Below are 19,768 nucleotides of genomic sequence, written 5' to 3'. Positions count from 1 at the left end.
GACGTGTGGGGTCCGTCGCCGCCAGGGTGGCCGAACTGACCGGCCGTGAGGTCTCCGCCGTCGCCTCGCTGGGCGCCAGCCACGAGTGGCGGCTGTACCGCGCCGAGCTGGCCGACGGAACCCCGCTGTTCGTCAAGGCGCTGCCCGAGGAGGCCCGGGGCATGGACGGACTGTTCCGCGCCGAGGCGCTGGGCCTGGACTGGCTGGGCCGGTCGTTCGGCTCCCCGGTGCCCGAGGTGGCCGGGTGGGACGACCGCACCCTGGCGTTGACCTGGGTGGAGGAGCGCCCACCCGGTCCCGAGGCGGCCGAGCGGTTCGGACACCAGCTCGCCGCCATGCACCTGGCGGGCGCCGACGCCTTCGGGGCGAGCTGGGACGGCTACATCGGCCCGCTGCCCCTGGACAACACGCCGCGGTCCGCGTGGCCGGAGTTCTACGCCGAGCAGCGGATCCTGCCCTACCTGCGCCGCGCCGCCGACAGGGGAGCGCTCACCCCGGCCGACGTCCGACTGGTGGAGAAGGTCGTCGACGCGCTCGACCACCTGGCGGGCGACCCCGAGCCTCCGGCCCGCATCCACGGCGACCTGTGGAGCGGCAACGTGATGTGGCAGGACGACGGTGCGACGGTGGTCGACCCGGCGGCGCACGGCGGCCACCGGGAGGCGGACCTGGCGATGCTGGCGCTGTTCGGTCTGCCGTACCTGGACCGGGTCCGCGACGCCTACAACGACACCGCGCCGCTGGGGGCGGGCTGGCGGGCGCGGGTGCCCCTGCACCAGTTGCATCCGTTGCTGGTGCACGTGTGCCTGTTCGGCGCCGCCTACCGCACCATGGTGCTGGAGACGGCGCGGGCCGCGCTGCGCGTCTGACCGCTGCGGGGGAAGCGGTCCGCGTTGGCGGCGCGCCGCCACGGGCGGCTGGGAAGCCGTCCACGAGATCCCCGGCGGGGGACCGGCGACGCCACCGGCCACCCCGTGCGGCGCCGACCACCGGGTCCGGGCGCCTCCCGCCAGAGGCTGGCGTGGAGCGGCCCCGGCCGGCGGTGGCCGACCGGGGCCGTCCGGGGGCGGTCTCAGCCCTTCACACTGCCCGCGAGCAGGCCGCGGACGAAGTACCGCTGCAGGGTGAAGAACACGATCAGCGGCACCACCATGGACACGAACGCACCGGCGGTGAGCCGCTGCCACTCGTTGCCCCGGGTGCCCGCCAACTCGGCCAGGCGGACCGTCAACGGCGCGGTGTTGACGTCGCCGCCCGCGAAGATCAGCGCCACCAGCAGGTCGTTCCACACCCACAGGAACTGGAAGATCGCCAGCGACACCAGGGCGGGAACGATCAGGGGCAGCACCACCCGGCGGAACAGCACGCCGTGCCCGGCGCCGTCCACCCGCGCGGCCTCGAAGAGGCTGTGCGGTAGTTGCGACACGAAGTTGTGCAGCAGGAAGATGCCCAGCGGCAGACCGAAGATCGTGTGCGCCACCCACACGTTGGTGAACGCGAACGCGCCCGGCAGGTCCCAGGCGGGCAGCACCTGGACCCCGCCGACGCTCACCCCCTGGGAGAAGAACCGCAGCAGCGGCACCAGGGACATCTGCAGGGGCACGATCTGCAGGGCGAACACGCCCAGGAACAGCCAGTCGCGGCCCGGGAAGTTCACCCACGCCAGGGCGTAGGCGGCCAGCGCCGCTATGACCACCACGAACACCGTGGAGGGGACCGTGATGGCGAACGAGTTCACGAAGTAGCTGGCGAGCTGCCCCTCCCTGGAGGAGAACAGCACGTCGCGGTAGTTGGCGAGGGTCAACTGCGGATCGCTGAACATCGTCCACCAGCCGGTGGTCGTCAACTCCCGTTCCGGGCGGAACGAGGAGAGGAACAGACCGGCCGTGGGCAGGGTCCACAGGGCGGCGATGATGATCGCGATGACGCTCGCCGAGGTGCTGGACAGGCGCTTGCGCACCCGGGCCGCGGCCGACTCGCGGGAGTCGGCCCCGCGGCCCGCGGTCCGGTAGCGCCGACCGGGCCTGTCGGAGCGTGCCCCGAGCGGGACGGCCGGAGTCCTGCGCGACCTCCCGCTCTCCTCTTCCTCGGCCGCAGGGGACTGCGGAGTCGTGCTCATCGCTGCTCCTCCCTCAGACGTCGGTTGGTGCGCATCTGCACGATGACCAGCGGGATGACCAGGACAAACAGGAACACCGCGAGCGCCGACCCCATGCCCAACTCGTTGTAGCGGAACGCCTGGGCGTACATCTCGTTGGCGATGACGCTGGTCTCGTACTGGCCGCCGGTCATCGTGCGCACGATGTCGAACACCTTCAGGGTCTGCACCGAGATGGTGATCAGCACGACTGTCAGCGTCGGCCACACCGAGGGCAGCGTGATGTTCCAGAAGTGCGACCACAGGCCGGTGCCGTCGATCCGGGCCGCCTCGATGATGTCGTCGGGGATCGCCTTGATGGCCGCGGAGAGCACCACCATCGCGAACCCGGCCTGCACCCAGATCAGCACCACGATCAGCAGCAGCGTGTTGAGCGGCGTCTCCAGCAGCCACAGCCGTGGTTCGCCGCCGAACCACACGATGATCTGGTTGAGCAGGCCGATCTGCTCGGCTTCGGCGGGGCGGTAGGCGTAGATGAACTTCCAGATGATGCTGGCGCCGACGAACGAGATCGCCATCGGCATGAAGACCAGCGACTTGGCCACCGACTCGAACCGCCGGCGGTCGACCAGGAGCGCGTAGAGCAGTCCGACGGCGGTGGCCAGCACCGGCCCGAACAGCACCCACAGCAGGGTGTTGCGCAGTACGGTCAGAAGTTCGGGCTGCGTGAACATCCGCACGTAGTTGTCCAGGCCCACCCAGTTGCCGCCCTGGCCGTCCATGAAGGACAGCAGGGTGGTGCGGAACACCGGGTAGACCAGACCCAGGAACAGCAGGATCAGTGCGGGGGCGAGGAAGAGCGTGGCCTGCCACCACTCGACCCTGCTCTTCCTGGCACCGGCGTCCACGAGGAACAGCAGAGCACCGATGACGGCGAGGAAGGCCGCGACACCGATCACCATCCACAGGAGCTTGGGAAGCTCTTCGACAAGGGAGAAACCCATTCCCGTCCTCCTTTGATCGGGGCGGTCCGGGTCCGGTCGGAACCGGACCCGGACCAGCGGACTGTGTCAGGAAGACCAGGAGTTCTCGATGTAGTCGAGGATGGCGTCGGTTTCTTCGCCGTTGATCCAGTTGACCATGCCTCGCCAGAACGTTCCGGCCCCCACCTCGGCGGGCATCAGGTCGCTTCCGTCGAAACGGAACACGGTGTCGGGGTCGCGCAGGATCTCCGCGCCCAGACGGTCGGTCGGTACCTCCAGAGTCTCCAGGTCGAGCCCCTGGTGTGCGGAGAACCAGGCGCCTTCGGCCGCACGGTTGTTAGCGTACTCCGCGGTGGCCAGATATTCGCGGACCGCGACGACCTCGGGCCGGTCGGCGAACGCGCCGACGAACTCACCGCCGCCCATGACGGGGGTTCCCTGGTCGGGGTCGATCGGCGGCAGGTTGAACGCGTAGACGTCGCCGGTCTCCGACACCTCGGTTCCCTCGGGCCACTGCGCGGCGTAGAAGGAACCCATCAGGTACATGCCGCAGTCGCCGTCCAGGATGGGCAGGCCCGCCTCCTGGAACGAGGTGATGGCGATGCTCTGCACGTTGCCGAACCCGCCGTTGACGTAGTCCGGGTTGCGCAGGATCTCGTCGGCACGGCCGAACGCGTCGGCGATCCGGGGGTCGTTGAACGGGATCTCGTGGTTGACCCACTGGTCGTAGATCTCGGGGCCGTTCTCACGCAGGATGACGTTCTCGATCCAGTCGGTGGCGGGCCATCCGGTGGCGTCACCGGACTCCAGACCGGCGCACCAGGGCTTGGTGCCGTCGGCGGCGATGGTGTCGCTCAGCGCGATCAGTTCGTCCCAGGTCTGCGGGACCTCGTAGCCGTTGTCGGAGAAGAACGTCGGCGAGTACCAGACGAACGACTTGAAGTTGGCGCCCAGCGGGGTGGCGTACAGTTCGCCGTCGATGGTGGCGTAGTCCAGCCAGTCCTGGCTCCATCCCTCCTCGGCCAACTGCTGGACGCCTTCGGGAGCGGGGACCAGGTCGCCGGAGTCGGCGAAGCGCTCGAGAAGACCGGGCTGGGGGAAGAAGGCGATGTCGGGCGCGTTGCCGCCGTCCACCTTCACCTGGACCTGGGCCTCGAACTCGCCGCTGCCCTCGTACTGGATGTCGATCCCGGTGCACTCGGCGAACATCTGCCAGGAGCGCTCCATGCGCTCGGCCTCCTCGTCGCGGATCGAGGCGTAGACCGAGACGGTGCCCCCGATGTCCTGCCACTGTGCGTAGGGCTCACACTCCGGAGAGTCCGGGTCGGCTCCCGCGGTTCCTCCTTCCCCAGACAGGTAGGCGCATCCCCCGGTCAGCAGGACCAGGGAGAGCGCCGTGGCGATTGTGGTGCGCGGGTTAGGGAACATGGGCATTCACGTACCTCCAGTACCGCCCGGTCGTTGTGTGACCTGCTCCATAGACATCCGATGCAAGTAGCTCTGTCAGTGATTGTCCATACATTTGGCTTATGCCTGCCGTAACGGTTTTGTCACATGGGAAGTGTCCCAGTTAAGAGGGGATTGCCGAGGTAACCGCCGCTTAGTGATGTGATCGCTATGAGTGAACAAGATTTGGGGAACAAAGAGGGACTCTTCTTTATTGAGTCCTAGTGACTCAAGAAGGAGGGTCTGATGACAGACGCGCAGACCAGCGTGACGTTGCCCGTCCTGCCCCTCGATGACGACGTTGTCCTGCCCGGCATGGTCGTGCCGGTGGACATCTCCGACTCCGAGATCCGCGCCGCGGTCGAGTCCGCGCAGAGCGTCGAGTCGACGAAGAACGCCCGGCTGCCGGGTGTGCGTTCGACCGGCAGGCCGCGCGTGCTGATCGTGCCGCGCGTCGACGGCTCCTACTCCGCGGTGGGCACGGTGGCCCTCGTGGAGCAGATCGGACGCACCCCCGACGGCGAGCCCGCCGCCGCGCTGCGCGGTGTGGCGCGGGCCCGCGTCGGCAGCGGCACCACCGGGGTCGGCGCGGCCCTGTGGGTCACCGCCGAGGTCCACCGGGACGCGGCCCCCGAGGGCGGATATCCCGGCAGGGTGCGGGAACTGGCGCGCGACTACAAGACACTGCTCGGCACCTACCTGCAAAAACGCGGTGCCTGGGAGATTCTCGACAGCATCCGGCAACTCGACGACCCCGGCCGGCTCGCCGACCGCGGCGGCTACTCCCCGTTTCTGGACACCGGGCAGAAGCTGCGGCTGCTGGAGACCTACGACGCCGCCGAGCGGCTCGCCCTGCTGATCGGGTGGACGCGCGACCACCTCGCCGAACTCGACGTCACCGAGAGCATCAACAAGGACGTCCAGGAGGGCGTGGACCGGCAGCAGCGTGAGTTCCTGCTGCGCCGCCAGATGGAGGCCATCCGCAAGGAGCTCAACGAGCTGTCCGGCACGCCGGACAGCGAGGAGGAGGACTACCGCAGACGGGTCGAGGAGGCCGACCTGCCCGACCACGTCCGCGCGGCCGCACTGGCCGAGGTCGACAAGCTGGAGCGCGCGGGCGACTCCTCGCCCGAGGCCGGATGGATCCGGACCTGGTTGGACACCGTTCTCGACATGCCGTGGAACGAGCGGACCACCGACTCCTACGACATCGCCGGAGCCCGCGGTGTCCTCGACGCCGACCACGCCGGTCTGGACGACGTCAAGGAGCGCGTCCTGGAGTACCTGGCGGTGCGCAAGCGCCGCGAGGACCGGGGACTGGGCGTCGTCGGGGGCCGGCGCAGCGGCGCGGTGCTCGCCCTGGTCGGCCCGCCCGGCGTGGGCAAGACCTCGCTGGGCGAGAGCGTGGCGCGCGCCATGGGCCGCGCCTTCACCCGGGTCGCGCTGGGCGGGGTCCGCGACGAGGCCGAGATCCGCGGCCACCGGCGCACCTACGTGGGCGCCCTGCCCGGCCGGATCGTGCGTGCCGTCAAGGAGGCCGGGACCATGAACCCGGTCGTCCTGCTGGACGAGATCGACAAGGTCGGCAGCGACTTCCGCGGCGACCCCACGGCCGCGCTGCTGGAGGTGCTCGACCCCGCGCAGAACCACACGTTCCGCGACCACTACCTGGAGGTCGACCTCGACCTGTCCGACGTGGTCTTCCTGGCCACCGCCAACAGCCTGGACACCGTCCCCGGCCCGCTGCTGGACCGGATGGAACTGGTGGAGCTGGACGGCTACACGGAGGACGAGAAGGTGGTCATCGCCCGCGACCACCTGCTCCCGCGCCAGCTGGAGCGGGCGGGCATGGACGCCGACGAGGTGACCCTCACCGACGCCGCGCTGCGCCGCATGGCCCGCGAGTACACCCGCGAGGCGGGGGTGCGCTCCCTGGAGCGCTCCATCGCCCGCGTGCTGCGCAGGACGGCGACCGCCGTGGCGCTGGGGGAGCGGGCGCTGCCGGTCGTGGTCGGCCCCGACGACCTGACCGGCTACCTCGGCCGCCCGCGCCACACCCCCGAGACCGCCGAACGCACCGCGCTGCCCGGCGTCGCCACGGGACTGGCGGTCACCGGAGCCGGAGGCGACGTGCTCTTCGTCGAGGCGTCGCTGGCCGACCCCGAGTCGGGCGCGAGCGGGCTGACCCTGACCGGCCAGCTCGGCGACGTGATGAAGGAGTCCGCGCAGATCGCGCTCTCCTACCTGCGCTCACGCGGGGCCGAACTGGAACTGCCGGTCGGCGACCTCAGGGAGCGCGGCGTGCACCTCCACGTCCCCGCCGGGGCCGTCCCCAAGGACGGACCCAGCGCGGGCGTGACCATGACCACGGCGCTGGCGTCGCTGCTGTCGGGCCGACCGGTCCGCGCGGACGTGGCCATGACCGGTGAGGTCTCCCTCACCGGACGGGTGCTGCCCGTCGGGGGTGTGAAGCAGAAGCTCCTGGCGGCGCACCGCGCCGGGATCACCACGGTGCTGATCCCCGCGCGCAACGAGCCGGACCTGGACGACGTGCCCGCCGAGGTGCTCGACGAACTGACCGTGCACCCCGTCAGCGACGTCCGCGAGGTGCTGGACGCGGCGCTGGAACCGGCGGCGCGGGTCCCGCACGCCGCGGCGGCCTGACCGGCTGGGCGGCCCGCCGCGGCGGGCCGCCCAGCGGCCGGCGTCAGGGACTGCGGTGGACCGGGTGGTCGCCGATCCGCCGCCGCACCAGCAGGGACTGCCCGCCTCGTCCTTTGCACGTGGAAGGTGGCTCTCCCGTCGGGTGGCGGGAAGCTCCACGTCAGGGAGTAGACGTCGTGGCCGCTGAGTTCGTGGGGACGGAGGCGCGTCGGCCGGGGAGGAGTTCCGGAGAAAGCACCGGCGGCCACGGCCGGGAGAAAGTCCCGGCGGAGGGTCGCCGGGAGCATTCGCTGGTGCTTGGGGAGGCGGCGAAAGTCACGGTCGAACAGGCTGAGGGCGGTGGACTCCACCGGTTTCGCCTGCGGTGTCGTCGCCCACCTTCTCCAGGTGTGCGAGAGGCTCCTCACCGGTCAGGGGCGGAGAAGCCCCGCCACGCCGGTGCGGGAGCGGCCGGAGGGACAGACAGTCCACAAGACGGGGTAAACGTGCCCTTCGGCCTTTTCGGTGTGCGGAGAGTATCTCCGATAATCGGACCATGACGACCGACCACGGCACCGGACCGGACCTGCACGTCGCCCTCATCGGATACGGCAAGGGCGGTGAGGTCTTCCACGCCCCGCTCATCGACGCCACCCCCGGGCTGCGCCTGGCGGCGGTGGTCACCGCCAACCCCGAACGCGGCGCGGCGGTGCGCGCCCGCTACCCGCACACCGAGGTCATCACCTCCACCGACGAGCTGTGGCGGCGCGCCGGCGAGTTCGAGATCGCCGTCGTCACCACGCCCAACGAGACCCACGCCCCGCTGGCCCGGGCCGGCCTGGAGGCGGGACTGGCGGTCGTCGTCGACAAGCCGTTCACCGTCACCGCCGCCGACGCCCGCGCCCTGCGGGCCGAGGCCGAACGGCGCGGCCAGGTGCTCACCGTGTTCCACAACCGACGCTGGGACAGCGACTTCCTCACTCTGTGGCAACTGATCGAGGACGGCGAACTGGGCCGCGTGCACCGGTTCGAGTCCCGGTTCGAGCGGTGGCGGCCGCGGCCCAGGGGCACCTGGCGGGAGAGCGGCGCCGTCGAGGACGGCGCGGGCCTCCTCTACGACCTGGGATCGCACCTCATCGACCAGGCCGTCAACCTCTTCGGCCCGGTGCGCGCCGTCTACGCCGAACTGGAGTCGCTGCGCGGCGGCGCCGACGACGACACCTTCGTGGCCCTCACCCACGCGGGCGGGGTGCGCTCACACCTGTGGATGAGCGCCATGGCCGCCCAGCCCGGCCCGCGCTTCCGGGTCCTGGGCGACCGGGCCGCCTACACCGTGGACGGCCTCGACGGCCAGGAAGCGCGCCTGGGCGCGGGGGAGCGGCCCGGCGGAGCCGACTGGGGAGTCGAACCGGAGTCGGCGTGGGGACGGCTCGGCGTGGCCGACGACACCAAGGCCGTACCGGGTCAGCGCGGCGACTACCCCGCCTTCTACGCGCAGGTGCGCGACGCGGTCGGCGAGGGGGACCCGGTGCCCGTCGACGTGCACGAGATCATCCACGGACTCGACGTCATCGAGGCCGCCCTGCGCAGCGCCCGCACCGGGCAGGTGGTCGAACCGCCGCGGACCTGAGCGGCCGGACCGGCCCCGGCCGCCCGGGGCCGGGCGCGCCATCCCCGATGGTGCACTAGAAATGGACAGGTGGCACAGGTACTCGTCATCGCAGACGATCTCATCGGCGCGGCCGCGACCGCCGCGCGCTTCGCCCGGTCCGGGCAGCGCGTCACGACGGTCGCCCCCGAACACGTCACCCGCGCGGCCGAGGACTACGACGTCGTCGTCGCCAACCTGGACAGTCGGCACATGCCGCCGCACCAGGCCAAGGACCTCGTCACCGACGTGGTCGAGGCGGTGTGGCCGGTCGGGCTGGTGGTCAAGCGGATCGACACCACGCTGCGCGGCAACCTCGGCGCGGAGGTGGAGGCCGCCTGGCAGGCGGTGCGGGAACGCGGCACGCCGCAGGCCCGTCCGCGCGTGCTGCTGGCCCCGGCCTTCCCCGCGACGGGCCGCACCACCGCCGACGGCGTGCAACTGCTGGACGGAACACCCCTGGAGCACACCGAGGCGACACTCGACCCGCTCAGCCCTCCGGCCGGCGGGGACGTCGCCGAGCTGTTCGCCCGGCAGAGCGGGTTGGCGGTGCGTCGCGTCCCCGTCCGCCGGGTCACCGGTGAGCTGCTGGCCGCCGAACTCGCCGCCGGGGACGAACCGGTGGTGCTGTGCGACGCCCACGCCGAGTCGTACCTGACCGAGTTGGCCGAGGCCGCGGCCCGCGCCCACCGGGAGCACGGTGTCGTGTGGCTGACCGCCGATCCCGGACCGCTCGGGGCGCTGCTGGCCGAGGCACTGCACCTGCGCGGCCGGGGGCACGTGGCGGGACCGCTGCTGGCCGCCGTCGGCAGCACCACCGGACTCACCCGCCGCCAGCTCGACGCGGTCACCCGCACCGGACCGGTGAGCTTCGTCGACGCCGCCCCCGACGCCCTCGTCAACGGGCGGGAGAAGCTCTCCCGGGCCCTGACCGACGCACTCACCAGCCACGTCTTCCCCGACGTGGTGGTGGTGCGGCTCAACGCCTCCGCGGCCGAGGTCGCCGCGCTGCCGCTCCGGCAGCGCCGTGTCCTCCCGGACCGGCTCGCCGAGGTGGTCGCCGCGGCCGTCGTGAACGCCCAGCAGGAGGGCGGAGCCGCGGGCGGTCCCAGCGGTCTGTTCACCACCGGCGGCGACCTCACCTCGGCCGTGCTGGACGTGCTGGGCGTACGGGCCTTCGACGTCGGCGGGGAGGTGCTGCCGCTCACCGTGCACGGCGTCCTCGTCGGCGGACCGCTGGACGGCGTGCCGCTGATCGCCAAGGGCGGCCTGGTCGGCGACAGCGTCGCCATCGCCGAGTGCCTGGGCCGGTTGCGCCGCGCCGTGCAGACCCGGCTGCGCACGGTGCGCGCCGAGGTGTTCGAGCACTTCCCGTTCACGGCGGGGGAGTAGGTCGGCGGCCGAGGAGCCGTTGCGGCCCGGCAGCCTCCGGTGGGCTCCCGGCCGCCCACCGCGCCGCCCCGACGCCGCGCCGGGGCGCGGCGTCGGGGCGTGGGAGGAGCGGGACCGCCGGCGTGTTCCACCGCAGGCCCCGCGCTCCTGCTTCCGAAAGGTCCGGCGCTCAGAGCTCGTCGGCGCGCAACTCTGGCACCGCGAACGGGGGGCGGCCGCTGCCGCGGACCCGGTGGCCGCCCCACAGGTCGGCTTCGAGGAGTTCGCCGCGGCCCTCGTGGCCGTCGGGGGTGCGCAGCAGCACCGCGCGCCGCCCCGCCGCGAAGCGGGCGCTCACCTCCGGGGCGGGCGCGAGCCGCCCCACCCACCGGTAGGTGCCGGTCAGCGGGTCGAAGTGACCGGCCAGGTGCGCGTCCACGAAGACCTCGGCGCCGTCGACGACCACCGTGACGGGGCCGCGGTACTCCTCCTCGCCGTCGCCCGTGCCGCTCACGTGGCGGCCTCCGCGGCGGAGGCGCGCGCCTCGTCCTCCAGCACTCCGGCCCGGCGCCACAGCCCCCTGCCGGGTCCCCGGATCACGCCCGCCTCCCGGAAGGTCGCCACGGCCTTGCGGGCCATCCAGGTCAGGCTGTTGCGCCAGTGCGGGTTGCGGCGCGCCGCCCTGCGGGCGGCGCGGGGGTCGAGTCCCACCGCGGCGTAGCAGTCGGGGTGGACCAGTCGGGTGGTGGCGAAGTAGACCACCAGCGCCAGGACCAGCCGGCTGTAGGCCCTGGACAGCGCGCCGCGCCGGGCCCAGACGCGCAGGAACTCCTCGCGCGCGTAGCGCATGTGCCGGGCCTCCTCCACGACGTGGATGCGGGAGACGGCGCGGACCAGCGGCTCCAGCTCCTCGTCCACCATGGTCTCGCGCTGCAGTTGGTCGAGGATCTCCTCGACGTACAGCGCGGCGCTGAAGGTGAGGGGGCTGTTCGACAGTGTCTTGAAGACCCGGCCGAGGAACTGGGTGAGGGGGTCGACCCGGTAGTAGGGGGCGCCGAGCCTGCCCACCATCTTGGCGAACATCACCGAGTGGCGGCACTCGTCGCCGATCTCGGTGTAGGCGTACTGGATGTGGTTGCTGGTGGGGTCGCGGTCGTAGGCGTGGCGGATGAGCATCTGCATCAGGATTGTCTCGAACCAGATGCCGATGCTGGCGACGCTGGCCGTCTCGTGCCTGCTCAGCTCCCTGCGCTGGGCTTCGCTGAGCCGCTCCCACAGTTCGGTTCCGTACAGCGAGACCCGCTCGGGACGGATGGCGTAGCGGCCGGGGTCGACGGGGGCGTCCCAGTCGATCTCGACCAGCGGGTCGAAGGACGCCTTGGCCGAGGAGCGCAGCAGCCGTCTGGCGATGTCCTCACGGTCCGTGGCGGCCTTGGCGGGAGTGGTCATCGCGGTCCTCCTCCGGGAGCGGGGGTGGCGGAGCCGGTCGGATGGCTTGGAGACGGTGGGGACCCGTCTCCAGGAGGTCGCACGGGGCGGAGCGCGGACGCCCCATGCTTCCTATGGTGAACGTTACAATGGCTATTGTCACAACGCAATGGCCCAAGAAACGCCGCCGGTCGGAGCCGCGGTGGCGGGGAGGAACACGGTGTCCGGGCCGATCGCGCGGATTCCCCCGGCCGTCGGGCCCCGCGGAATCCATAGAGTGGACACATGGCCGAATACCGCATCGACGAGCTGGCCCGGCTGGCGAACACCACCGTCCGCAACGTCCGCGTCTACCAGGACCGCGGACTGCTCTCGCCTCCGCGCCGGCAGGGGCGGGTCGGCATCTACACCGAGGTCCACCTCGCGCGTCTGCGGCTGATCGGCCAGCTCCTCAAGCGCGGCTACACCTTCGCCAACATCGCCGAACTGGTCACGGTGTGGGAACGGGGCGGCGACCTCTCCGAGATCCTCGGCTTCGAGGCCGCGGTGGGCGACCCCTGGTCCGACGAGATCCCCGGCTACGTGACCCCGGACGAACTGGGCGAGCTCTTCGCGGACCAGGTGACCCCCGAGACCGTGGAGCGGGCGGTCGCCCTCGGCCTCATCGAACCGGAGGGGCAGCGCTTCCGGGTGCCCAGTCCGCGGCTGCTGCACGCCGGAGCCGAACTGGTCGCCATCGGCATGTCCCTGGACACGGTCCTGGACATCGCCCAGGGACTGCGCGACCGGATCGACGCCGCCGCGGGCGAACTCAACCGTCGGGTCTCGGAGCACATCGTCAACACCTACGCCCCCGACGGCATCATCCACAGCGAGGACCTGAGCGAGGTCGCCGACGTGATCCGCAGGGTGCGTCCCCTGGCGCAGATCGCGGTCGACGCCGTCCTCGCCCAGGCCATGTCCCGGCACATGCACGAGGTACTGGGCAACCACTTCGCGGCGGTCATCGACCACCTCAGGGAGCGGGGGGAGCGTCGGAGCGCGTGAGTCCGGAGGCCGACCGCGGCGCATCCTCCCCCGCCGCCGGGACGACGTCCAGCGACAGTGAACGCCGCCCGCCGAACCGCAGTTCGGCGAAGGCCCCGGCCGGGACCGCGGGGTTGTTCGGGTACACCGGTTCCACCCGCCGGTAGGCGGAGCCGGGAGCGGGCCGGGGATCGGCCCCGCCCCGGTTGGGCCACATCGCCATGGCGCGCTCGGCCTGGGCGGTGATCGTCAGCGACGGGTTGACGCCCAGGTTGGCGGTGACGGCCGAACCGTCCACCACGTGGATGCCGGGGTGCCCGTAGAGCCGGTGGTAGGGATCGATGACCCCCTCGGCGGCGGTGGCGCCGATGGGGCAGCCGCCGAGGAAGTGCGCGGTCAGCGGGATGTCGAGGATCTCGCCGACGCTGCCGCCGGGGAAGCCGTCGATCTGCCCGGCCACCCGGGAGGCGAACTCCTGGGCCGCGGGGATCCAGGTCGGGTTGGGCGCGCCGTGCCCCTGCCGGGAGGTGAGCACGCGCCCGCCCAGCAGTCCGCGTCTGGTGTAGGTGGTCAGGGAGTTGTCCAGCGACTGCATGACCAGGCCGATGATGGTCCGCTCGGACCAGTTGCGCACCGACAGGCTGCGCAGGAACACGTACGGGTGTGCCGCGACCGCGCCGAGGAAGCGCAGCCAGCGCGGTACGCGCCCGCCTCCGGGGACCTGCACGGTGGTCAGCAGTCCCATCGCGTTGGAGCCCCTGCCGTAGCGGACCGGTTCGATGTGGGTGTGCTCGTCGGGGTGCATCGAGGAGGTGATGGCCACGCCCCGAGTGAAGTCCTCGGGGGGACGCACGGCCTTGGTCATGGCGCCGACCAGGGCCTCGGAGTTGGTGCGGGTGAGGGTGCCGAGCCGGGAGGAGAGGCGGGGCAGCAGTCCGGAGTCGCGCATGGAGTGCAGCAGGCGCTGGGTGCCGTAGGTCCCGGCGGCGAGCACCACCTGTCGGGCGGTGAAGGTGCGGGCGTTGCGCCGGGTCCGCCGCGCGCCGGTGGCCAGGGTGTCCACCGCGTATCCGCCGCCGAGGGAGGCGGCGCGCTCGCGCAGGCGCACCACGGTGGTCATGGGGTGGATCTCGGCTCCGCCGCGTTCGGCGAAGTACAGGTAGTTCTCGGTGAGCATGTTCTTGGCGCCGTGCCGGCAGCCGGTCATGCACTCGCCGCACTCCAGGCAGGCCCGCCGCGCGGGTCCGGCGCCGCCGAAGTAGGGGTCGCCGCCGACCTCGCCCGGTGCGGCGGTCCCCGCCCCCGAGCCGTCCCCGCCGTCGCCGAAGTAGACGCCCACCGGGGCCATGCGGAAGGTCGAGCCGACGCCCATGGCCTCGGCGGCCTGCCGCAGGTGGACGTCGGCGGGGGTGACGGTGGGGTTGGCGCGCACTCCCAGCATGCGCTTGGCCTGGTCGTAGAAGGGAGCGAGCTCGTCGCGCCAGTCGGTGATGGCGCGCCACTGCGGATCGGCGTAGAAGTCGTCCAGCGGTTCGTACAGGGTGTTGGCGTAGTTGAGGGAGCCGCCGCCCACGCCCGCTCCGGCCAGCACCATGACGTCGCGCAGCAGGTGGATGCGCTGGATGCCGAACATGCCCAGTCCGGGAGCCCACAGGAAGTTGCGCAGGTCCCAGGAGTTCCTGGGGAGGGTCTCGGGGGTGAAGCGGCGTCCGGCCTCCAGGACGCCGACCCGGTAGCCCTTCTCGGTCAGGCGCAGCGCGCTGACCGAGCCGCCGAATCCCGAGCCGATGACGATCACGTCGTAGTCGAACCGGTCGTCGTCGCCGGTGGGAGCGGCGGGGTTGTGGTCATGGGTCATCAGATGCCCCCGGTAGATCAGGACAAAAGGGTGAAAGTTCGCAGATGCTCGTGTGGAAGTGTGAAATGGGCCACTTGGAAATGTGACATTGGCTATTGTAATGTTCGATTCCTACTGGCCGGTAGATGTGGTCCATGTAACACACCCATCGGAGGGCGGCGCAAGGCCCGGCCCTCCTCCCCCCACTCACTCCGCCGACCCCGCGTCGAGCACGGGACCAGGAGGAAACCCATGGCCGACGAGACGATCACCGCATCCCCCGACGGCGGCACCGCGTGGCGCAGGTTCGCCCTCGTCGCCCTGCCCGGACTGGCCGCGGCGGGCATCCTCGGGGCGATGACCACGCAGGGGCTGCTCGCCGCCTCCTTCGCGGTGTCCGGAGACCACTTCAAGATCTCCGCGGCGAAGCTGGACGGCACGGGGTTCGCCCAGTACGGGGACGTCGCGACCTCGGTCGACGACACCTCCCGCCCCGTCGGGCTGTCCGTCATCGAAGAGGCCGAACTCACCGACATGTGCATGTCGGCCCTGGTCGACCTGCCCATCGGAACCGCGACGGTGCTCATCAACGCGGGAGAGGAGACCCCCGTCACCGCGACCAACATGGTCGTCGACGTCGAACAGCTCGAAGGCAACGCCAGCTTCTCCGCCATCGAGATCGGCCGCGACGCCAGCACCCTGAACAAGGTCTCCGGCCCCCAGGGCGAGCCCGGAGGGTTCGCCCTGCAGTCCGACACCGTCGTCATCGACGACCTCACCATGGTCGCCTGGGCGGTCAACTCCGGAACCCTGCGGCTGTCCGGACTGAAACTCAACGTCAAGCCCGGCACCCACGAATGCTTCTGATTCCATGACCGAGCACGCACGAGCGCCCCGCCGCCCGGCGGGGCCGTTCGCGAGATGGCGACGCTCCCGGCCGTTCTGGGGCGGACTGCTGACCGTCCTCGCCGGAGCGGAGATCGTGGCCGCGCCGCTGGCACCCCTGCCCTTCCTCATCTACCAGGGGATCGCCGGGGTCTCCGGATACCTGATCGGCGCCGTGCTGATCGCCTTGGGCCCGCTGGCCTGGCTGCACCCGAGCCAACGCGCCTTCTACGGCATCGTCACGGTCCTGCTGGCGCTGACCTCCTTCCTCACCTCCAACTTCGGCGGGTTCGTCGTCGGAATGCTGCTCGGCATCATCGGCGGCGCGCTCGTCTTCGCCTGGTCGCCCCGGCGCCCCCCGAGACACGGCGGCCGAGCGGCCGCCGACGAGGACCACGAGGACGAGGGGGCAGGCGAGTGGGACGCTGCCGCGTTCGACGGCGGGGAGGACGCCGACCGCGCCGCGTCCGCCGACGACGGGGACGGGCACGCCGCGGTGCACGCGCTGGTCGCCGTTCCCCTGGCGCTGAGCCTGCTTCTCGCCGCGGCTCCCGCCGACTGGAGTTGGCCCTGGGACGACTGGTTCGACCGGGACGACGAGCAGGGCGAAAAGCCCCCGTCCGAGACGCCCTCGCCCGCCCCCTCCGTCTCGCCCGCCCCTTCTGTCTCGCCCGCCCCCTCGTCCCCGCCCGACTCCGGGGAGGAACCGCGGGAGGACGGCGAGGAGGACGCCGGGAACGACGAAGAGGAGGACGAGGAGACCGACGCCGAGTGCGAGATCCGGACCGGTCCCTCCGAGGAGGAGGTCACCGAGGAGGAGTTCCTCGACGCGGTCGAGGCCTGCGAGCGGGCCGCCGAGGACGGCGAGGCGCCCGAGGTGGAGGTCCCGCGGGCCGACGACCGCTTCACCGCCAGCCCCGTGACCAGCGGTCTGACCGCGGACAGCATCGTCATGAGCGGCTCCTACTTCGCCGGGGTCGTCGAGTACCCCACCTCCGACGGCACGGACCGCTACCTCAAGCTCAACATGAGCCGCGCGGATTTCGACAACGCCGTGCTGTGGTGGATGGACGGCGAGGAGAGGATCTCCATCGACCTCCCCGACATGACGATGTCGGGTGACGTGCAGATGCACATCACCCGCATGGAGGTGCGGCTGCTGGGCATCAGACTGGTCTTCACGCCCGACTTCCCGCCCCCGCTGCTGCTGCCCCACATGATCGTCACCGACGTCGACGTGGCCCACCCGGCCGCGCAGAGCCAGGTCCTCACCGTCGAGGGCATCAGGGTGCGCCCCGGAAGCTGATCCCCGGCTGACGCGCCGGAGCCCGCCGTCCGGACGGCGGGCTCCGTGCCTGTCACCGGGGGCTCCTAGGGTCCCCCTGACACCGACAACTCACGGAAGGGGAGCCGATGGCCCGCGCTTTCTTTCGCGACGAGTCCCCCATGGGGGACCGGCTCGACACGTTCGCACTGGATGACCTGCCCGACCGGACCACCGTGCGGGAACTGGTCCGGCTGCGCGTGCGCGAGGAGGTCGAGCGCCACAACGCCCGGCGGCCCGCGGTCTTCCGGGGCCTGGTCCAGCCGGGCCCGGTCGAGGCCGAACTGAACGGCACGTCCCGCCGCAGGCGACACGTCGACTGCGGACGCCAGGTCGAGGCCGCCGAGCGCGCCTTCCAACGCAACGGCTTCGTCCTCATCGTGGGCGACCGCCAGGTCGAGGACCTCGACGAGACCGTCGACCTGACAGCAGACCCCGAGATCACCTTCATCAAGCTCGTCCCGCTGGTCGGAGGATGACGATGGACCGGAACAGACCGCTTCCCTCCGAGACCGCCGACCCCGGGGAGTGGGCCGAGCGGATGCGGGCCGACGGGTTCGTCAAGGAGCAGTCGATCCCCTTCCTGGTGGAGATCCACACCCCCGAACTGCCCGGCCTCGTCGACGAGTACGAGGCGGCCGTGCTCGACGCCTTCGGCCCCCGGTACTCCACGTACCAGTTCCCCGACATCAGGGGGACCCGGCTCGACGGCTTCCTCCGCGACCTGGACGCCGACCGGGCCCGCCCGCTGGCGCTGTGGGTGCTGCTGTGCCAGATGGCCAACGCCTACGACGTCCCCCGGCAGATGACGCTCACCCGGCTGACCCGGCGCAGGATCGACTGGACCGCACGCGACCTGTCCCTCATGCTGCGCTGCCTGCTCCAGCACAGCTTCTCTCGGGCCGTCGCGCCCTACCGGCTGGCGCTGACGGCCTGCGAGCGGGCCGACGACGCGGTCCTGCGGGAGTGCGCGGAGCAGATCCGCGCCCTGCACCGTTCCTACGGAGGCGCCGACCTGCCCGGATACGCCGACCAACGCCAGATCGGGGCACGCCTGGACCGGATCGTGGAACGCCTGGGCGGCGCGCCGGTCAGCGCCCGGGAGCGCTTCGGCGGCGACGTCGGCCCGCTGCTGGCCGCCGAGATCCCCGACACGCTGGACTCCCCCGACCTCGCCGACCTGCTCACGCTCTGCGCGGCGATGCGGACGATCCGCCCCAACCGGCGGTGGCGCGGGGAGGTCGCCGCCCTGCTGGCGGAGCGGACGCACCTGCCCGGCGAGGTCCGGACGGTGCTCGAACAGGTTCCGCGCCTGGCCGACGTCCTCCACGAGCGCTTCCACGACCACTCCTTCGCCTCGGAGACCGCCGTTCTGCTGCTGCGCGGCCTGCTGTGGAGCGCCGCCGAGATGCCGCCGGAGCAGGCGGAGTGGGTGGCCCCGCTGCTCGGCGACATCGCCTGCCACGTCGGGACGGGGCCCGGCGGCTCCAAGGTCGTGCGCGTCGAACGGCTGGCCACCACGGCGATCGAGGCCCTGGCGGCGCGCGGTGACGCCGCCGCGGCCGCCGCACTGGCCCGGGTGCTGACCACGGTCAGGAAGAAGACGGTGCTGAACACCGCCAGGCGCGCGCTCGACGGCGCGGCCGCACGAACCGGCCTCACCCCCGACGAACTCATGGACCGCACCGTCCCCGACCACGGACTCGGCCCCGACGGGGCGCGGGAGGAGGCCCTCGGCGAGCACACCGCGGTGTTGGGCATCGGAGCCGACGGCTCGCCCGCCCTCACCTTCCGCACGCCCACCGGCCGCAGGGTCAAGTCACCACCGAAGGCGGTGCGCGAGCGGCACGGCGCACGGCTCAAGGAGCTGCGCGCCGAACTCGGGGAACTGAAGACGCTGCTGCCGGTGCAGCAGCGGCGGCTGGAGACCGCGCTGGGAGAGGGGCGGATCTGGGACCTCGCCTCCTGGCCGCGCCACGTCATGGACCACCCGGTCACCGGCCACCACGCGCGGCGGCTGCTCTGGGAGGTCTCCACCGACGGCGGGAGGACCTGGCGCGGGGGGCTGCCCGACCGCGACGGCGCGCGGTGGCTGCTGCGCGACGCGGTCGGAGCGGAGGTGTTCGACTCCGCCGGGGCGGAGACGGCGCTGCTGCGGCTGTGGCACCCGATCCGCGCCACGCCGGAGGCGGTGCGCGCCTGGCGCGACCACCTGGTGGCGGCCGAACTCGTCCAGCCGTTCAAGCAGGCGTTCCGCGAGGTCTACCTGCTCACCCCGGCAGAGGAGGCCACCCGCGTCCACTCCAACCGCTACGCCGCCCACATCCTGAAGTACGGCCAGACCAAGGCGCTGCTGGGCAGCCGCGGCTGGCAGGGGCCGCAACTGGGGTACTGGGACGGCGGGGAGAGCGGGGAGGCTCATCGGGTCTACCGGGACGCCGCGACCGGGCAGGAGTGGCGGGCCGCCTTCTTCCTGGACCTGGTGGAGCACGAGGAGGACAACCACGCCCTCGCGTCCTGCTGCTCCTCCGACCAGGTGCGGTTCACCCGGGTGGGGGAGGACGCCCCGGCCCCGCTGAAGCAGGTGCCGCCCCTGGTGTTCTCCGAGGCGATGCGCGACGTGGACCTGGCGGTCGGAGTGGCCTCCGTCGCCGCCGACCCCGAGTGGGGCAACCGCGGGAGGCGGCGCCACAACGCCTACTGGCGGCGCACCGCGTTCGGCGACCTCACCGAGTCCGCCGAGATGCGCCGCGCCGCGCTGCGGCGTCTGGTGCCCAGACTGCGGATCGCCGACCGTCTGGAGGTGACCGACCGCTTCCTGCGGGTCCGCGGCGACCTGCGCACCTACAGGATCCACCTGGGGTCGGCGAACATCCTCATGGAACCCGACGACTCCTACCTGTGCATCGTGGACGCGCGCGGCGCCGACACGCTGTACCTGCCCTTCGAGGGCGGCGGCGGACGGCTGTCGCTGATCCTGTCCAAGGCGTTCCTGCTGGCCGCCGACACCGAGATCACCGACCCCACCATCACCCGCCAGATCCGGCGGAAGTAGGGCATCGACGGAACGGGTTGCCCG

The 19,768-nt window shown here is 71.8% G+C and carries 15 protein-coding genes; 9 read left to right on the top strand and 6 right to left on the bottom strand.

Translation table 11 applies throughout. The features are described from left to right. The first annotated feature begins 5 nt into the window (after positions 1-5). On the top strand, positions 6-869 hold the full coding sequence (locus NI17_RS14660; RefSeq protein WP_119268073.1) for a fructosamine kinase family protein: 864 nt from the start codon (positions 6-8) through the stop codon (positions 867-869). Between the two features lie 203 nt (positions 870-1,072). Here NI17_RS14660 and NI17_RS14655 read toward each other — a convergent pair whose 3' ends face one another. The 3 genes from NI17_RS14655 to NI17_RS14645 form a co-directional block, all read right to left on the bottom strand. Next, positions 1,073-2,119 (bottom strand): carbohydrate ABC transporter permease, encoded by a 1,047-nt coding sequence (locus NI17_RS14655; protein WP_068688515.1) that lies wholly within the window; start codon positions 2,117-2,119, stop codon positions 1,073-1,075. Next, positions 2,116-3,102 carry a carbohydrate ABC transporter permease gene (locus tag NI17_RS14650; protein ID WP_068688517.1) on the bottom strand — a complete coding sequence of 329 codons (987 nt, stop codon included), beginning with the start codon at positions 3,100-3,102 and terminating at the stop codon, positions 2,116-2,118. Before NI17_RS14650 ends, NI17_RS14655 begins: the two co-directional genes overlap by 4 nt. Before the next feature lie 66 nt (positions 3,103-3,168). After that, on the bottom strand, positions 3,169-4,515 hold the full coding sequence (locus tag NI17_RS14645) for an ABC transporter substrate-binding protein (protein ID WP_068688519.1): 1,347 nt from the start codon (positions 4,513-4,515) through the stop codon (positions 3,169-3,171). A 258-nt stretch (positions 4,516-4,773) separates the two neighbouring features. Between NI17_RS14645 and lon the strand changes: the two genes are divergently transcribed. The 3 genes from lon (at position 4,774) to NI17_RS14630 (ending at position 10,210) form a co-directional block, all read left to right on the top strand. Beyond that, positions 4,774-7,191, top strand: a complete 2,418-nt coding sequence (gene lon, locus NI17_RS14640) for an endopeptidase La (protein WP_199859940.1) — start codon at positions 4,774-4,776, stop codon at positions 7,189-7,191. Between the two features lie 535 nt (positions 7,192-7,726). Beyond that, positions 7,727-8,800 (top strand): Gfo/Idh/MocA family oxidoreductase, encoded by a 1,074-nt coding sequence (locus NI17_RS14635; protein ID WP_119267722.1) that lies wholly within the window; start codon positions 7,727-7,729, stop codon positions 8,798-8,800. 69 nt (positions 8,801-8,869) lie between these two features. Continuing rightward, on the top strand, positions 8,870-10,210 hold the full coding sequence (locus NI17_RS14630) for a four-carbon acid sugar kinase family protein (RefSeq protein ID WP_068688523.1): 1,341 nt from the start codon (positions 8,870-8,872) through the stop codon (positions 10,208-10,210). Between the two features lie 169 nt (positions 10,211-10,379). On the opposite strand, the gene NI17_RS14625 is transcribed toward NI17_RS14630, so the two are convergent. Together NI17_RS14625 and NI17_RS14620 are read right to left on the bottom strand one after the other, a co-directional pair. Next, positions 10,380-10,703 carry a DUF4873 domain-containing protein gene (locus NI17_RS14625; protein WP_068688525.1) on the bottom strand — a complete coding sequence of 108 codons (324 nt, stop codon included), beginning with the start codon at positions 10,701-10,703 and terminating at the stop codon, positions 10,380-10,382. After that, positions 10,700-11,638 (bottom strand): AurF N-oxygenase family protein, encoded by a 939-nt coding sequence (locus NI17_RS14620; protein ID WP_068688527.1) that lies wholly within the window; start codon positions 11,636-11,638, stop codon positions 10,700-10,702. The genes NI17_RS14625 and NI17_RS14620 overlap by 4 nt, the downstream gene beginning before the upstream one ends. 264 nt (positions 11,639-11,902) lie before the next feature. On the opposite strand from NI17_RS14620, the gene NI17_RS14615 reads away from it, so the two are divergent. Continuing rightward, positions 11,903-12,664 (top strand): MerR family transcriptional regulator, encoded by a 762-nt coding sequence (locus NI17_RS14615; RefSeq protein ID WP_068688529.1) that lies wholly within the window; start codon positions 11,903-11,905, stop codon positions 12,662-12,664. Here the strand turns inward: NI17_RS14615 and NI17_RS14610 are convergent. Further along, complete coding sequence (locus NI17_RS14610) at positions 12,633-14,501, bottom strand: GMC oxidoreductase (RefSeq protein WP_068688530.1); 1,869 nt, start codon at positions 14,499-14,501, stop codon at positions 12,633-12,635. The genes NI17_RS14615 and NI17_RS14610 overlap by 32 nt on opposite strands. 231 nt (positions 14,502-14,732) lie before the next feature. On the opposite strand from NI17_RS14610, the gene NI17_RS14605 reads away from it, so the two are divergent. The 4 genes from NI17_RS14605 (at position 14,733) to NI17_RS14590 (ending at position 19,744) form a co-directional block, all read left to right on the top strand. After that, positions 14,733-15,347: a DUF6230 family protein gene (locus tag NI17_RS14605; protein WP_068688532.1), complete on the top strand. Its 615-nt coding sequence runs from the start codon at positions 14,733-14,735 to the stop codon at positions 15,345-15,347. Positions 15,348-15,351: 4 nt separating this feature from the next. Further along, positions 15,352-16,671 carry a DUF6114 domain-containing protein gene (locus tag NI17_RS14600; protein WP_068688534.1) on the top strand — a complete coding sequence of 440 codons (1,320 nt, stop codon included), beginning with the start codon at positions 15,352-15,354 and terminating at the stop codon, positions 16,669-16,671. 107 nt (positions 16,672-16,778) lie between these two features. Beyond that, positions 16,779-17,168: a hypothetical protein gene (locus NI17_RS14595; protein ID WP_068688536.1), complete on the top strand. Its 390-nt coding sequence runs from the start codon at positions 16,779-16,781 to the stop codon at positions 17,166-17,168. A 2-nt stretch (positions 17,169-17,170) separates the two neighbouring features. Further along, the gene (locus NI17_RS14590; RefSeq protein ID WP_068688538.1) at positions 17,171-19,744 is read left to right on the top strand and encodes a DUF4132 domain-containing protein; all 2,574 of its coding nucleotides are present in this window, start codon (positions 17,171-17,173) and stop codon (positions 19,742-19,744) included. Positions 19,745-19,768 lie beyond the last annotated feature (24 nt).

Origin of the sequence: Thermobifida halotolerans (genome assembly GCF_003574835.2) — a bacterium.
GTDB classification, from domain to species: Bacteria; Actinomycetota; Actinomycetes; order Streptosporangiales; family Streptosporangiaceae; genus Thermobifida; species Thermobifida halotolerans.
The sequence above is the reverse complement of the archived record's forward strand: the minus strand, read 5'-3'. Positions and strand labels throughout refer to the sequence as shown.

Bases quoted from the DNA above. Each gene is read 5' to 3' on its own strand.
- NI17_RS14655 (WP_068688515.1), bottom strand. From the start codon at position 2,119: ATGAGCACGACTCCGCAGTCCCCTGCGGCCGAGGAAGAGGAGAGCGGG.
- NI17_RS14650 (WP_068688517.1), bottom strand. From the start codon at position 3,102: ATGGGTTTCTCCCTTGTCGAAGAGCTTCCCAAGCTCCTGTGGATGGTG.
- NI17_RS14645 (WP_068688519.1), bottom strand. From the start codon at position 4,515: ATGCCCATGTTCCCTAACCCGCGCACCACAATCGCCACGGCGCTCTCC.
- lon (WP_199859940.1), top strand. From the start codon at position 4,774: ATGACAGACGCGCAGACCAGCGTGACGTTGCCCGTCCTGCCCCTCGAT.
- NI17_RS14635 (WP_119267722.1), top strand. From the start codon at position 7,727: ATGACGACCGACCACGGCACCGGACCGGACCTGCACGTCGCCCTCATC.
- NI17_RS14620 (WP_068688527.1), bottom strand. From the start codon at position 11,638: ATGACCACTCCCGCCAAGGCCGCCACGGACCGTGAGGACATCGCCAGA.
- NI17_RS14615 (WP_068688529.1), top strand. From the start codon at position 11,903: ATGGCCGAATACCGCATCGACGAGCTGGCCCGGCTGGCGAACACCACC.
- NI17_RS14610 (WP_068688530.1), bottom strand. From the start codon at position 14,501: ATGACCCATGACCACAACCCCGCCGCTCCCACCGGCGACGACGACCGG.
- NI17_RS14605 (WP_068688532.1), top strand. From the start codon at position 14,733: ATGGCCGACGAGACGATCACCGCATCCCCCGACGGCGGCACCGCGTGG.
- NI17_RS14600 (WP_068688534.1), top strand. From the start codon at position 15,352: ATGACCGAGCACGCACGAGCGCCCCGCCGCCCGGCGGGGCCGTTCGCG.
- NI17_RS14595 (WP_068688536.1), top strand. From the start codon at position 16,779: ATGGCCCGCGCTTTCTTTCGCGACGAGTCCCCCATGGGGGACCGGCTC.
- NI17_RS14590 (WP_068688538.1), top strand. From the start codon at position 17,171: ATGGACCGGAACAGACCGCTTCCCTCCGAGACCGCCGACCCCGGGGAG.